We start from the raw sequence: 15717 nt of genomic DNA, 5'->3' as shown, positions 1-15717 counted from the left end.
GGGGCTTTCCGCCCAATAGCCACTCTATAGTTGCTCTCGGAGCGCTGCTAACGAGTCTTTCACCAATTCAGGTAATGAGTCTGCATTATCGCGATATTGAAGTAATGGATCCTCGCTCGCTTCAATGCTCTGGCATAAAGCAAACAGTGCAGATAATCCTAGGCTGCCGGCAGACCCTTTCAGTTTATGAGCTAAAGACTTAATTTCACGAGCGTTGTCAGCGGCACTTGCCACAATCAGTTCATCGAGAGTGACTTGGCTGCTTTGGTCAAACAACCCAACAATCTGCACTATTTTTTCTCGACCGAGAATGGCCAAGTCGTCTTTGATAATCTTAGGGTTAATCATCTGCACAATCGGTTCTCCTTGATTATGTTCCGCGTCTTGGTTTGCTCGTTGTGTCGAGCTTGCAAATGCCAATGCTGATAAGTCTAGCTCGGTTTCCTGAGGTTTAGAGTTTAGCTGACAGCAAACAGCATCTGACGGATCCGGCTGAGGCAGCAACAGCGTGTGACCGTCCAACTGCTCAACAATCAATTCCGATAATGCTTCCTTCTCTAACGGCTTAGGTAAGAATCCATCAAAGCCAGACGACAAATAGCTTTCCACTTCTTCGTTAAACACATGAGCCGATACTGCGATCATTGGGGGTACTTTTCGAATTACGTCTTCTTCACTTTTATGCTGAAGCGCATCGTCTTTGAGTTGTTGAATTAACTCGACGCCATCGCAGTCGGGTAAGTTAATGTCCACCAGCGCAATATCGAACTCTTGCTCACTGAATATGGCTCTCGCTTCTTGTCCGGTTGTCGCAATCACAACCTCGTGCCCCAAGTTATGCAAGAAGCCTTCAGCAACGATGCAGTTTACGGGGTTATCTTCAATCAGAAGTACTTTAGCTCGAATACACGCTTCAATGACCGGTACTTTCGTTTCTATCTTCTCACCGGCTTCAAGTGGCAGTGAGAACCAAAACTGGCTACCCTCGCCTTCTTCAGAATGAACGCCAATATCCCCGTTCATTGCCAACATGATGCTTTTACTGATCGCTAATCCAAGCCCTGTGCCGCCGGTTTTGTTGCGACCGCTATCGGTTTGGGTAAAGGCATCAAACAGACAAGCTTGTTCGCTAGCATCAATACCGACACCTGTATCTGACACTTCAAACATCACTCGATTTTCATCTTCGATATCTAAGCTGATAAAGATATCGACCGAGCCACTTTCCGTAAACTTAATCGCGTTACCGACCAAATTATTCAAGATTTGGCTGATTCGCGTTACGTCACCACGCCAATAGCGTTGCACATCACTTTCAATATGGAAATCAAAGTTCAGCTTCTTCTCAGCGGCACGCCCTTCCATCAATTGGTAGGTATCTTGAACCATCTGATGAAGATCAAACGAAGCAGTGCGGATTTCTAAATGCCCTGCTTCAATCTTTGAGTAATCCAACACGTCATTCAAAATCGCGAGTAGGTTCTTACCGCTGCGGTTAATGATGTCTGCATAGCCGGATTGCAGCGGGTCTAACCCGGTATCTTTGAGCAATCTTGCAGTACCTAATACACCGTTCATCGGCGTTCGTATTTCATGACTCATCGTCGCAAGGAAAGCGGATTTTGCTCGGCTTGCTTGTTCTGCGGCGTTGCGAGCCTTAGCGTGGTTCCCTACCTCGATGTTCAGCTTCTCATTGGTCTTTTGCAGCTGGTAGGTTCGGTCTGTGACCAACTCTTCTAAGTGTTCTTTGTGCTCTTCAAGTTCGCGTTTCGCCTTTGCTTCACCCACCGCAACCACTTGTAGCGCCTGCGCGGTGTTTCTGGCAGTGATGATCGCCTCGCCCATATGAGCCAGCTCATCATTACCCTTTACCGAGATATCAATATTCAGGCGACCTTGTGCGATAGACATCAAGGCCGATGAGTATTCAGTAAGACGTTTAACAACCGAGATATACACCACTCGCCACACGATAAATGCAACGATAACCAAACCAATAACCGAAATCACAGACAGTGACCATTGAGCCAAATTCAACGTGCTGGTCAGCTCATCAACCGCTTTTTTGGTACTGCGGTTTGAATCATCAACCAGTTGGTTAACCGTTGTATTCAGCTGAGAGAACAGCTCCAACGTATTTTGCATCAGAAACTCTGACTTTTTGGTGTTCTCATATTGTTCTAATGAAATATCGAACACGACTTGGCGTTTTCTGAGCTCTTCTAGAAGCTGAGACATCTGCGCTGAACGAGTCGGATCTTCGACCGCTTTAACGCGGCGCGCCATGATTCTTAGGTTGGATTCAAATTCTGATTGGATTTGATGAATACGCTCTACGTTGGTAACGGTTTGCGTTTCTTCAATTTGGTTAAGCATTTTGAACGCCAGCAAATGCAATTCGTGTAGGCGCTCAGACAAATCAAGGTCAACCTCTACAAGCGCATCTAAGGCTTGGTAGGCTTTATCCGTTTCTTTGGTTTCTAGCAGGTCATAGATATGCGTGACGTTAGCAACCGCAATGGTAGCCGTGTTCAAAACTTGGGTTCGCGTCAACTGCTCTAGCTCTTCGGCCAATAGGCGCATCTCTTCGACACGAGACGACAACTCTTTGCTTAACCAAAGCTTACGCTCAACCGACACACCCAACTCAGCCAGTGTGTTAATAACGCTTTGAACATTGTTTTCGAGTTTATTGAGGAGCTGAGAATCGAAACTGTCGACACCAAGCTCTTTGATATGTTGAAGAAGCGACTCAAGTTGGTCAAACAGTACGGTGCCAGCCTCTTTTCTTTCAGCTTCGTTTCTCGCATTAGAAAGTGTTTGTACTGACGAAATAATACGGTTACTCAACTCAGAAACCTGACGAGCTTCGATCATGGCAGGAAGCGCCGAATCAACGACGTTTCTTTCCGTTTTGGCTACAAAGCTAAAACCAGAAACACCGATCAATGCAGACAATAGAACCAACAGTGCCATCACTAAGAATGAGGCCAGCAGCTTGCGTCCAATACTCGCTGAAGCTAACAACATAAACTCTAAACCTTAAAACGTTCTTCTTTACCCATGCAGAATACGCTATATTTTGCAGTGTTTCTTATCTAAAACCAACAAAACGGCAATTCATGCTATCTAGACCTTTCGCTTCAATAATTCTTCTCTCACTACTGGCCTCAGTGACTACTGTCGCAGGTGCTAGTGAGCCTTTGAGCCCAATAAAACCCGCCAATGCCACATCACAAAAAGAGAAAATCTGTGCCATTTATCCGCACCTCAAAGACTCTTATTGGTTGTCGGTAAACTATGGAATGATCTCTGAAGCAGAAAAGCAGCAAGTTGAGCTAAGAGTATTGGAAGCTGGCGGTTACCCCAACGTGGCCAAACAAGCCTCGCAACTGGTGCTTTGCACGCAATGGGGAGCCGATGCCATTATTTTAGGTACGGTTTCACCCGATGCGTATCATGACAATCTCAGCGATTGGGTTGGCTCGACGCCTGTGTTTGCTACGGTAAATGAGTTAACCGTCAATGAAGAACAACAGAGGGTATTAAAAGGTACGGTCGGTGTCGATTGGTACCAAATGGGATACCAAGTCGGAGATTTTTTGTCGAAACGACACCCGAAAGGATCAGGCGAAACACCTATCGCCCTGTTACTTGGCCCACAAGCGAGTGGCGGCACTAAGCCTGTAGCACTGGGGTTTTATGATGCGCTCAAGTCGAGTGATATCAAAATTGCGATCAGCTATTGGGCAGATAACGATAAAGAACTTCAAAGAAATCTAGTACAGCAGGTGATAGAAGAACCTGATATCCAATATATAGTCGGAAGTGCCGTCGCGATTGAAGCAGCGATCAGTGAGCTACGAGCGGCCGATAAAACCGAAGATATTGGGTTAATCTCAAGTTACCTAAGTCACGGAACCTACCGTGGTTTACTCCGTAACAAGGTACTTTTTGCGCCAACAGATAAAATGGTTGAGCAAGGTCGCTTGTCGGTAAAACAAGCCACGAGTTACTTACGCGGTCAACCTTACGAGCAACACAGCGCACCGATTATCGAAGCGCTGACACCTGCAACTCTCAAAGATCAAATTATCGCCGACTCATTGTCACCTTCTGAGTTTCGTCCGGTATTCAGTGTGAATCCATAGTGCTATATTGGCTGAAGAACTCAAAACAATAAAAACGAAACAACAATTTAGGGAACATTCATGCAAAAAACAACGCGCACTATGCCAACACACAAGCATATCGCTTTGGTCGCTCATGACCACTTCAAACCTGAGCTACTAAGATGGGTCAAAGAGAACAAAGAAAAACTACAAAAGCACTTCCTTTACGCAACGGGCACGACTGGTTCTCTACTCAGTAAAGAGACAGGCTTAGCAATCAAGAGCATGATCAGCGGCCCTATGGGCGGTGACCAACAACTTGGCGCGCTTATCTCTGAAGGCAAGATCGATATGCTGATTTTCTTCTGGGATCCGCTTAATGCTGTGCCACATGACCCAGACGTAAAAGCACTGCTTCGTATCGCAAGTGTTTGGAACATTCCTGTGGCCACTAACCGCGCTACCGCTAATTTCTTGTTTAACTCTTCACTGCTTGAAGAAGAAGTAATCATCGAGATCCCAGACTACGAAGCGTACCTAGCTGAGCGCACGTAATCGCACGTTAAATGTGCTCTCTACTGAACAGACTAAAAAGCCTGCATTTTATCGCAGGCTTTTTTATGTCTCGTTTTCAGACATTAAACAGTTCAATCATAAAACAGTGCGAGAGTCTCTCTATTTATCGCTCCACACTGCCATCTCGTTGCCACTTGGCTCTCTGAAATGGAAACGTCTGCCGCCGGGAAAGCTAAAGATCTCACGGTTTATCTGACCACCAGCATCAATTACATCGCGCTCGGTTTGCTCAAGATCTTGGCTATAAAAAACCATCAGCGCCGCGCCATTATCCGTATTCGACGCCAGATCCGCCAAATAGAAGCCGCCCATTAAGCCTTTGCCTTCAAACGCAGAATACTCAGGGCCATAGTCTTCAAAGCTCCAACCAAACACTTGACTGAAAAATGCCTTAGTTGCGGCGATGTCTTTCGCAGCAAATTCAATGTAGTTAATAGAGCCGTGTTCCATAGCAAATTCCTTATGCTTTATGCGTCTGCCTTGTGATATTAGGGCAGGGATTGAAGATCTAATCTTAGACAATCAAGTCAAGTAACATCACTTTTTACGAACAACTGGGTAATCAGAACCATGCAGCTCCTGCACAAAGCCAGAGCCGTCGCCACTGTGCGTGATCCATACTTTCTCTTTTGCCCGCGTCATTGCTACATAGAATAAACGACGCTCTTCAGCATAAGGGAACGCGTCTGATGATTCAGTCAATGCGCCATCAATATGCAGCTGTTTCTTCTTGGTCGGGAACTGTCCTTCGTCAACACAAAGAATAATGACAAAGTCCGCCTCTTTACCTTTACTGCCGTGGCAAGTCATGAACTTGATATCAATGGAAGTGAAGATCTTCTTCCAGTCTTCCAACAACTCTGGCTTGTGGTAATGATTACGTCCAAGTAGCAGCACCAATTTATTGGTTTTGCCTTTGGATTGACGGTTCAGTTGATCAAGAATCTTCTCAACTTCTTTACTTGGCGCACTGTACACCGCCTTCTGCTTCTGTTGCTTGAAGCTGTTCAGTTCTTTCGGAATCTGAATTGGGTTTTCTTGTACAAAGCGATTAGCCACCGCACCTAACTGATTGTTAAAGCGGTAAGTCGTATCTAGGTGATGAATGGTCGAACTTTCAAAACGATCCTTAAAGCCCGTGGTCAAATCCACATCCGCACCTGCAAACTGGTAAATCGACTGCCAGTCATCGCCTACTGCAAAAATAGAGGCTTGATGCTCGGCTTTAGACTGATTACACAGTGCTTCAACCAAGGCAAGACGATCAGGTGAGATATCTTGGTATTCATCGATCATGATGAACTTCCAAGGTGAGATAAACTTGCCCTTCTCGACATACTGAGTCGCTCGGCTGATCATGATTGAGAAGTCGATATGATTCTGTTCTTTCAGCTCCTTTTGCCACGCGGTTACACATGGCCAACACAGTGAAAGCTCGCTGTTGAGGCGCGCATAGTCTCGGTGATCAATCAGCTGTTGCTGTACTTCTTTTTTGGTTAAACCCGACGCATTCAACTGTTCTAGCTGCTTTTCAAGCCAACCGATCAATTTGAGGTTTGAAACGTGGCTACCAAGCTCATCGTCACCGGTTAAATAAGCGATTGGCCATTTAGACAAATGCTTTTGCCAACGTTTAAAGTTGGTCGGTGTCATCCAGTGCTTCTTCAACCAATCAATGCACCATGCTTGGCGTTGGTTGTCATCGAGCGCTAAAGGAGAAATAACCACACGTTCGGGTTCAACTTGATTCAGTATCTTTAAACCCAACTGGTGGAAAGTGCTGACTTGCACCTTCTCTGCTGATAAACCAATTTTGCTGTCGAGACGTTGCTTCATCTCTTCTGCCGCTTCACGACCAAAAGCGAGCAATAGCAACTCTTCAGCTTGAGCTTGATGGCTTTGCAGTAAATACGCGACGCGAGCCGTTAGAACACTGGTTTTACCCGAGCCTGCACCCGCTAAAATAAGGTTGTGATCATCATTCATCAACACCGCATATTGCTGCGATAAGTTCAGTGGTGACGACTCACATTGCGCAAACAACACTTCCCAGTTTTTTCGCTCGGTCTCTAGCCATTGCTGGTTTCTTTCAGCTTGCTTGATTTCCGTTTCAGATAACCATGGCTGCATTCTTGCGATGCGGTTTGGCATGCGTTGTGCGGCCTCTTCTAGCGTCATTGTCATACTCTCTAAGCCTGAGTTGACCATATCAACCCAAGTGTTGACCTTAGAATGCGGTAGAAAGGCTGGTAATTGCTCAAGACGTGTTAATTCAGCTTCCCACTGAGGTACGTGTTCAGCCAATTGTTCACATTGAGTGTCGTGCCACTTCTGATAAGCACTAACTGACGCGCGTGCAAATTGACGGCATTGATCCCAAGGTAAGCCTTGTACTAACCAACTGCGCTGTGTTCCATCTTGTTGATTAGCAAAAAATTGTAGCGATCCCCAGAACAATCCGCGCTTTATCGCGATCTTGCCACTCCAAATAGTAAATGGGATACGCTCTTCACTGCCTACTGAAGATAACAGCAAGCGTGGACCATCAAGTTCAACCTGATGATATTCATTTTGAATAAAAAACTGTGCAGTCTTGTTAGCGCTTAGCTGCATTGGAGTGTGCTCTTAATTGGGAATATTGAATTTATATCATGATGCAATGAGAATTAATAATATCTCATATCTTATCGACGCTTTCATGACCACCTACGGGCAATTATGGATAAGTATCAAATTCTTGTGCTTGATTTCTGTTAGGATTATGGTTTTTAGTGTGTCAAGTGAGCGACTGTGGACTTTTCAGCCAAATTACGCCTCTATTGGGCGAATAAAACCATAAATTACAGCGTATTAATTCTCATCACTCTACTCGGCGTGGTGGTGCCTGCTTGGTATTATGGACAAAACACACTGATCACGCCTTTGATCTTAGGCGTTATTGCTGCGGCTCTTGCGGAAAGTGATGACAGCTTTACCGGGCGCTTGAAAGCACTCACGCTGACCTTTATCTGTTTCGCCGTTGCGGCTTTCTCTATTGAGCTTCTCTTCGATACGCCTTGGCTGTTCGCGATAGGGCTTTTTGTTTCAACCTTCTCTTTTATCATTCTCGGGGCAATTGGCCCTAAATACGCGAGTATCGCGTTTGGTTCTCTCTTGGTTGCCATCTATACCATGCTTGGTGCACACGAGAGCACCAACCTTTGGTTTCAACCGCTTCTACTGTTAACTGGCGCCGCTTGGTACTACTTCATGTCGATGATTTGGCAGATAGTGTGGCCAATGCAACCCGTGCAGCAAAACTTAGCCACGGTATTCGATCAAATCGGTAACTACATCGATTCAAAAGCGGAACTCTTCTACCCCGTTTCTGACTTGATTCCCCAGCCACACCGAATCATTGAAGCCAAACTCAACGCGAGTACCGTTAACGCACTCAACATGTGTAAAGCGACGCTGCTTAATCGCTCTAAGCGCGGACACATTGACGGCCCTAGTGACCGATTTCTTAACACCTACTTCATCGCACAAGATATTCATGAACGCGTCAGCTCTAGCCACTATCGCTATCAAGAGCTAGCAAAACACTTTGAGCGCTCTGACGTGTTGTTTAGATTTAAGTATCTACTGGAAGCGCAGGCCACTGCGTGTAAAGAAGTGGCGAGCTCGTTGAAAGTTGGCGCTGAATACCAGCATGGTGACAAGTCTGTATTGGCACTCGATGAGCTGATGTCTTCGCTCAATCATCTGCACCAACAGAATAATCCTAAATGGAAATCACTGCTGAACCAGTTGGATTACTTATTCAATAACCTAGCAACCGTTGAAAAACAGCTCTCGAATATCAGCAACCCAGATGCAGAGAAGATTGAAGAAGGTGTATTGGACGATACCAACCCTCATACTTTGACGGCAATGTGGCACAAGATCAAAGCTAACTTGCACACCGATTCTATGCTATTCCGCCACGCGATTCGCATGGCGATCACTTTGACGCTGGGCTACGGGATTATCCAGGGTTTTGATATCGAACGAGGTTATTGGATTCTACTGACGACACTGTTTGTGTGTCAGCCAAACTACAGTGCAACCCGTCAAAAACTGACGGCGCGTGTCATTGGCACGGTCGCAGGCTTATTGATCGGAGTACCGTTACTGACTTTCTTCCCGTCGCAAGAGAGCCAATTAGTGTTCATTGTGATCAGTGGCGTGATGTTCTTTGCGTTTCGAATCAATAACTACGGGTTTGCGACCGGCTTTATCACACTGCTTGTGCTCTTCTGCTTTAACCAATTAGGTGAAGGCTACGCGGTAGTATTGCCAAGGTTAGCGGATACCTTTATTGGTTGTGCTCTCGCCGTGCTTGCTGTCATTTATGTGTTGCCTGATTGGCAATCGAAGCGACTGCACAAAGTGATGGCGGATGCGCTCGATTCCAACAAGAACTATCTCGCTCAGATCATCGGCCAATACCGTGTCGGTAAGAAAGATAGCCTAAACTATCGTATCGCTCGTCGTAGCGCTCATAATAATGACGCAAACCTGACTGCCGCCATCAGTAGCATGTTGGTTGAACCGGGTAAGTACCGTACCTCTGAAGATGAGAGCTTCCGATTCTTAACACTCAATCATGCTCTGCTTAGCTATATCTCGGCTCTGGGTGCTCACAGAACGCGTATTGATGATGAAGCGACACACAAACTGGTGCTAGATGCGCACAGAGTAATCCACCAGCATCTCGACGCTCTAAATGATCAGCTCTATTCTCATAAAGAGCATTGTGAAGTGAAAAACGCTTATGACCCGGAGCTGGATAAACGTTTGAGTGAATGGCGAGAAGAAGATGAGAATTCTGTCAAAATGGTTCTACAACAGCTCCATTTGATCTATCGCATGCTTCCAGAACTGCATACCTTAGCGACCAAGTTTGCAGTTAAGGTTAAGATCGACAAGTCGTTTGAAACAGAAGCTTCTTGAGCAACAAACAAAATACCGTAAAAACAAAAAGATAACGCCAATTGCTTATCTTTTGATCATCACAAATATTTATACATTGCTTTACCCATACCCCTAATTGGGTAGAGAAATTACTTACCTACCCTTGTGCCACAAGGGTTGAAGGCGTTTTTACATTGTAGGAATTTTCTGACTTTGATTGACCAAGCCTTAACTTTTCCTAACATTTCTCGGACAAAAAACGACCACAGGAATTTATAGTTGTCTTAGTTTCAAGAAACTTCAAACATCATTTAAAATTCACTTAATCTTGTTTGATTTCCTGAATCAGTAGGCTATGCTCTAAAGAGCATATGAATTTGAACAAAGGTCACACTATGAATACACAGCAATTTGAAGCATTTAAGCAGCAAATACAGCTTCTTAGCCCACAACAATTAAAAGCACTTCAGGGTGAGATCGACGGCAACCTCGAAACAGAGAAGCTTTCTTTGCTTACTGATGAAGAGTTAAACGCGCTAAATGACCTGTTCAGTTAATAGACAGACATCACTATTTTAGCTTAAGTTCACATTTTTACCGTAAATTTCATCTGTTCATCATTGCGCTCAAAATATCGTCCGCCTAGACTCATTCCATACGTCAATAAAAGGTTCTGATATGTCGATATCTGGTATTCAATCTGGTTACGCCATTATTCAGCAATCCACCAACATGGCTGAAGAAGCCGCAATCGAGCTCAACCAAGCCTCCAAACACGCTCTAGAATCCGACGACACTTTCGAAGCTAGCGATCTCAGCTTTAATCAAATAGAGCCTGAACAAGCCATTTCCTTTAAAGACAAAGAACCTGAACCTGCTTCATCTTCAACCGATTCCTTGATTAAACTGACACAAAGCGCAAGTTATAACCGCGTTGGTGCAAGTGTGGTTGATCGTCAAAACGAAGTCATCGGTAGCCTTCTCGACATTCATATCTAAATTTCGCTCAAATACAGCCTATATTTCGCGAAACTTCGCTGCTTTTTGCTTCAACAACCACACAAACTGTAACTCATTATATCAGGCGCTTGTTTCTGGTTTATTACTCGGTAGAATCAGCGCAAACCAATTTGCTGCACAAACTTTACTTCATACTATTTATGCCAAAACTAAATCTGCATCGCCGTGACTATGTTTCTATTTTAGGAGGCGACATCTCCGCAGACGAATTAGAAAAAAAGCTTCAGCCTCATTTTGAAAAGCCAGTAAATAAGCTGACACCTAGCCCCTACCTGACAGAAAAGAATCTCACACGTCGCTGGACAGCGCTCGATAATGCAGATTCACAGCAAGAACTGCTCGACCCTCATACACAAAGTCAGTTCCAAGCTTATGAGAAAAACATTGAGCACTTTATTGGCACCGTTAAAGTCCCTGTGGGAATATCTGGCCCTTTAAGAGTCAATGGCCTATTTGCTACGGGCGATTACCTCGTACCACTCGCGACCACAGAAGCTGCGCTTGTCGCGTCTTATAACCGTGGTTCTAAGCTGATTACGGCTTGTGGTGGCGCAAGTGCTATGTTGCTCAATGAAGGCGTAACACGTACTCCTGGCTTTGCATTTCAAGGATTAGTTGAAGCCGGACAGTTTGTGGCTTGGGCTGTGACTCAGTATGACCAGTTCAAGATCTTGGCAGAATCAACAACATCACACGGCAAGCTGACCGACATTAATATCAACATCGAAGGTAACCATGTTTACTTGGTGTTCGAATTTCTAACCGGAGACGCTTCTGGTCAGAATATGGTGACCATCGCAACCAATGCCGTGTTTGAGTACATCATCGAAAATACGCCAGTTAAGCCTGACCACGCTTTCCTTGATGGCAACTTGTCAGGCGATAAGAAAGCCAATACCCAAACCTTGCGCAGCGTTCGTGGCAAAAAGGTAACTGCTGAGGTTAATATCCCTGCAGAGCTTGTCGCGAAGTACCTACACACGACACCAGAGAAGATGGTCCAGTTTGGCCAAATGACCACAGTCGGTGGCGCTTTGAGTGGTACTATCGGTATCAATGCCCATTATGCGAATGCGTTGGCGGCACTCTATATCGCTTGTGGCCAAGACGCGGCCTGTGTCGCAGAGTCAGCGATTGGTATGACGCGTATGGAACTCAACAAAGAAGGCGGTTTATACGCGAGCGTCACACTGCCTAACTTAATGGTTGGGACTGTCGGCGGTGGTACCGGCTTGCCAAGTCAAAAAGCCTGTTTAGATTTACTTGGGCTGCATGGTAACGGTAAATCACAAGCACTCGCTGAAGTTTGTGCTGTACTGTGTTTAGCGGGTGAACTATCGATTGTGGGCGCATTTTGCGCAGGCCACTTTTCAAGAGCGCACCATAAGCTAGCTCGTAAATAACCTTTATCCAATTTGGCTTGTTCGGTTTTGTCGTTCATGCAAAATCACAAGCCAACCTGAATGCGTGAGTCATAAATGGATTACTTACACTTATCTAGGGTGAGCCTTAAGCACCTCACTGCGCTGCATATTATGCTGAACACTCACAGCGTCACTCAGACCTCAGAGCAACTCTGTGTCAGCCCTTCGAGTGTAAGCAAAACCCTGTCTCAGTTGCGTGACATCCTGAATGATGAGCTTTTCTATCGAGATGGTACCAAGCTTATCCCGACTCCCTTTGCTCTGAAGATAGCGCCCACTGTTCACGCAATTCTTTCAAGCATGAATGGACTGCTTCATCAAAAGAGTTTTACCCCTCAAGAGTACCAAGGCAGTTTTTCACTTTCGATGCGTGAAAGTACTTTCGAAGTATTTGCCTCAAAGATCAGTAAAATTACCACTGAGCTCGCGCCAAGCGCGAAGCTCAACATCTATTCGAAACAACAGCTCGGCTTCGATGCTTTACTCAGTGGCAAGGTCAATTTGATCTTGTTGCCTCATGATATATCTCAGCCGCCGACCGATAACAAAGAGCTGGTTTGGGAAACAATTCTTCCAGATGAAATGGTTTGTTTGATGGGCGCACACAACCCTCTCGCTCAGCAAGAACTGACAGTGGAAGGCTACTTAGATTACAAGCACATTGGGATTTTAGATAACGAACTGTCTCAGCCTTACTTTGAACAAAACTTGGTTCAATGCCACCAACCAAGAGAGATGGCAATATCGGTCGCGGACTTCGGCGCTGCGGCTGTGTTGTGTCACCACACACCTTTCCTGTTCACTTGCTCTAAACAGTGGGCTGAGCATGCTAAACAAGCTCAGGGCTTAGTGAGCAAGCCCTTGCCTTTTGATTACGGTAAGGTGGCGTACAGCTTGGTGTGGAATAAACCCAACATGAATGATCAAGCGATCAAATGGTTGTGTGACCTGTTTTTAGAAGCTTAATATTTTTAGAGACTTAATATCTTTAGAAAGTTAACGTTCTTAGAAGCCTGATTGACCGCCTAAGAAATCTAAAGACTAGGTATAAACCTCAGGAGTTTGCATCGGTCTTTGAACTATGGTGTAGAGCTTATCGTGAAAGCTCTGCATCTGTTTTTCGGTGCATTTCGGCCAATCTAACGCGTCGCCAATGACACCATGATGCTGAAACGCATTCAGCCGAATTCGAATATCACTTGGTAGAGTCTTCAAGTAACGCCCCACTTGTTCAATTTCGTCCTCAAGATCGCTTTTATTTGGGATATGTAGCAACCTAACTTCGTGCAGTTTTCCTTTATCTGCTAAGTAGTTAATGGTTTCAAACACCCTATGATTACCTCTACCCACTAACCATTGATGTGTTTCCGATTGCCATGATTTTAGGTCAATCATCGCGCCATCAAGATAAGGCAACACCTTGTCCCACCCTTGAAGTGACAGCGAACCATTACTATCAATAAAACACGTGAGATGCGCTAACTGTGAATCACGTTTAATCGCTTGAAACAGCTCTATGATAAACGGCAACTGCATGGTCGCTTCACCGCCAGAAACGGTAATGCCACTCAAGAAAAACTGATTATGCCTGACAAGCTCCAGAACCTCTGAGACCGTCATTGTGGTAATTTTCGGGCTCGACTTATGATCGCAGACATCAATGCACTGATCGCAATTCGTACAGGCTGCTGGGTCCCACTTCACTTTGCCATCAATAAGACTCAGAGCACTGCTCGGACAGCCGCTAATGCAGTCACCACAATGGTTACAGTGATTAATTGTGTGTGGGTTGTGGCAAGTAATACAGTCAAAGTTGCAGCCCTGAAGAAACAGCACCAAGCGGTTTCCCGGGCCGTCAACACAAGAAAAGGTCAGCACACGGCTGACCTTCGCTTGTTTTTCTGTCTTATTATTTTTAACCCTAGCCATTTGAGTTGTTAGATCAGAAATTTTCATAATTCACATTGTTCGTATTCGAAACGCACCATACACATAACGCACGCACGTTAAAGCTATTCGTATGTCGGCGACATCTCTAAACTCACCACGCGTGGTTTACGCTCTAATATGCCCGTGTTCTTCGCAGCTTCGGCACCTAAAAAGGTGGTATTGGTGCGTGAGCCTTGCTCGTCATATTTGGCAATGTCAGATAGCTTAATCATGTAACCCGTGACACGAACCAAATCATTTGATGCAACGTTAGCCGTGAACTCTCGGTAACCCGCTTGAATCGCGCCTTTACACAGGTTAAACATCGCTTCAGGGTTAGATTTCACTGTTTCGTCGATGGTCAGAATGTCACTGATGCCCGAGGTGTAGAACTTATGGTGACCCGCGGTTGCACGAACGTAAGAGACAGGATCCGGTTCGGTACCATAAGGAATACGGACACCCGGCGTCACATCTTCATCTAAGCTAATACCGCCTTGAGCATGCAGCAGAGCTTTACCTTCTAATCCATATTTCACTTCAGAGCGTTCAACGATCTCAGCCAGCTTTTCAGAGATACGATGACCAAGCTGATTCGCCAGTTCATCGTGACCATAACGCTCTGCTTGACCTTCTTTCTCCAACAAGATGTTGACTGCTTCCGCCATGCCGTAAATACCAAACATTGGCGCAAAGCGATCCTCTTCGATCAAACCTTCTTTGGTTAAGAAGCCTTCGAAGAAGTTAGACTCTTCATGCAAGAAGCGGCTTCGAACGTTCATCAACTCAACCATGATGCCACTGTAGTTCGGCAATACTTGTTGTAAGAAATCAGCACTGTCCTCAGACTTCAACGCCACTTGCTTAAGGTTCATACGCACCAAGGTGTTTGAACCACCCGCTAACGGCAGAGAGTTGTAGCAGCTCACAATACCAAAACGCTTATCGCCGTAAGCCTCGGCATGCGCTGGATAGTTTGCAATATGTGGTTTACTGCATTCACAGATGTTGCTCGCCGCATGACGAAGTAGATCATCAGGTGTCACGGCTGGGTCGTACATAAAGGTTAAGTTTGGCGCGATCTGCTTCAATTCAGCGTCTACACGTAAAATCGTACGGCAGATAATGTTGTCTGTCGGGCCGATATTCACATGCATAAAGGCGTCTGGCAGTGTGCGATCCAACATGATCCAGAACAGCTTAATCTTTTGGTATACCTGCTCTTCTGTTAAGTCGCCCACGAAAGGCATCAACACATCATCCAACTGACCTAGGTAAACCGGAATTGAAGTGACAGACGGAACATGGTGGTAAAGGATGGTAAGCATGTTCAATGCTTCATCGAAGTTGGTTGCCGCGCTAAGCTCTAAATACTCTGAGCCTTGATGTAAGTATTTAGAATAATCTGGAAGTACATAGCGCGGCTTAAATGGGGCGTGCCCTTCAAACATGTCACACAGCACACCTTGTTGTAAGGCTTGCTCTACTTCTTTGCTTACCGGCATATACGGTAAGCTGGCTTCAGCTTCTAAGGCAAGATAGCTCGACTTCTGTTTTGGTGACAGGTTGGCATCTGAAATGATATTGCTAAAGCGTTGTTGTTGCTCTGAAAGTGGTGAAGAAGTAGATGACGCAGATTGGTGGCTCATGATTAAACCCTTAGTGTTGTTATGGGCTTATTTTATATCTCACCGTTATATTTCCACTAATGAAATGTATGC

The 15717-nt window shown here is 45.4% G+C and carries 12 protein-coding genes; 7 read left to right on the top strand and 5 right to left on the bottom strand.

Features of this window, described 5'->3' with window-relative positions:
• Positions 1–24: 24 nt before the first annotated feature.
• Positions 25–3030, bottom strand: coding sequence for a TMAO reductase system sensor histidine kinase/response regulator TorS (torS, locus tag AB6E51_RS04165; RefSeq protein ID WP_017060885.1), 3006 nt, complete (start codon positions 3028–3030; stop codon positions 25–27).
• A gap of 92 nt (positions 3031–3122) precedes the next feature.
• Between torS and torT the strand changes: the two genes are divergently transcribed.
• Both torT and AB6E51_RS04155 read left to right on the top strand, forming a co-directional pair.
• Positions 3123–4151 (top strand): TMAO reductase system periplasmic protein TorT, encoded by a 1029-nt coding sequence (torT, locus tag AB6E51_RS04160; RefSeq protein ID WP_372058272.1) that lies wholly within the window; start codon positions 3123–3125, stop codon positions 4149–4151.
• A 60-nt stretch (positions 4152–4211) separates the two neighbouring features.
• On the top strand, positions 4212–4667 hold the full coding sequence (locus tag AB6E51_RS04155) for a methylglyoxal synthase (protein WP_017064778.1): 456 nt from the start codon (positions 4212–4214) through the stop codon (positions 4665–4667).
• 120 nt (positions 4668–4787) lie between these two features.
• Here AB6E51_RS04155 and AB6E51_RS04150 read toward each other — a convergent pair whose 3' ends face one another.
• The gene (locus AB6E51_RS04150) at positions 4788–5138 is read right to left on the bottom strand and encodes a VOC family protein (protein WP_017071128.1); all 351 of its coding nucleotides are present in this window, start codon (positions 5136–5138) and stop codon (positions 4788–4790) included.
• A gap of 87 nt (positions 5139–5225) precedes the next feature.
• Positions 5226–7301 (bottom strand): DNA helicase IV, encoded by a 2076-nt coding sequence (helD, locus tag AB6E51_RS04145; protein WP_102332912.1) that lies wholly within the window; start codon positions 7299–7301, stop codon positions 5226–5228.
• 177 nt (positions 7302–7478) lie between these two features.
• Between helD and yccS the strand changes: the two genes are divergently transcribed.
• The 5 genes from yccS to AB6E51_RS04120 all read left to right on the top strand — a co-directional run bounded on the left by yccS (position 7479) and on the right by AB6E51_RS04120 (position 13033).
• The gene (yccS, locus tag AB6E51_RS04140) at positions 7479–9662 is read left to right on the top strand and encodes a YccS family putative transporter (protein WP_017060891.1); all 2184 of its coding nucleotides are present in this window, start codon (positions 7479–7481) and stop codon (positions 9660–9662) included.
• 332 nt (positions 9663–9994) lie between these two features.
• Positions 9995–10180 (top strand): hypothetical protein, encoded by a 186-nt coding sequence (locus AB6E51_RS04135; RefSeq protein ID WP_372058273.1) that lies wholly within the window; start codon positions 9995–9997, stop codon positions 10178–10180.
• Positions 10181–10301: 121 nt separating this feature from the next.
• Entirely contained in the window at positions 10302–10622 is a 321-nt protein-coding gene (locus tag AB6E51_RS04130) for a hypothetical protein (RefSeq protein WP_102332914.1), read from the top strand.
• 161 nt (positions 10623–10783) lie between these two features.
• The gene (locus AB6E51_RS04125) at positions 10784–12046 is read left to right on the top strand and encodes a hydroxymethylglutaryl-CoA reductase (protein WP_372058274.1); all 1263 of its coding nucleotides are present in this window, start codon (positions 10784–10786) and stop codon (positions 12044–12046) included.
• A 75-nt stretch (positions 12047–12121) separates the two neighbouring features.
• Entirely contained in the window at positions 12122–13033 is a 912-nt protein-coding gene (locus tag AB6E51_RS04120) for a LysR family transcriptional regulator (protein ID WP_372058275.1), read from the top strand.
• 75 nt (positions 13034–13108) lie between these two features.
• Here the strand turns inward: AB6E51_RS04120 and AB6E51_RS04115 are convergent, their stop codons facing one another.
• Both AB6E51_RS04115 and AB6E51_RS04110 read right to left on the bottom strand, forming a co-directional pair.
• The gene (locus AB6E51_RS04115; RefSeq protein ID WP_017060896.1) at positions 13109–14023 is read right to left on the bottom strand and encodes a YjjW family glycine radical enzyme activase; all 915 of its coding nucleotides are present in this window, start codon (positions 14021–14023) and stop codon (positions 13109–13111) included.
• A gap of 56 nt (positions 14024–14079) precedes the next feature.
• Positions 14080–15645, bottom strand: a complete 1566-nt coding sequence (locus AB6E51_RS04110) for a YjjI family glycine radical enzyme (RefSeq protein WP_372058276.1) — start codon at positions 15643–15645, stop codon at positions 14080–14082.
• Positions 15646–15717: the final 72 nt, after the last annotated feature.

Origin of the sequence: Vibrio sp. 10N.247.311.47 (assembly GCF_041467535.1) — a bacterium.
GTDB lineage: Bacteria > Pseudomonadota > Gammaproteobacteria > Enterobacterales > Vibrionaceae > Vibrio > Vibrio crassostreae_C.
Note: the sequence above shows the minus strand (reverse complement) of the source record. Positions and strands in the feature narration are given on the sequence as shown.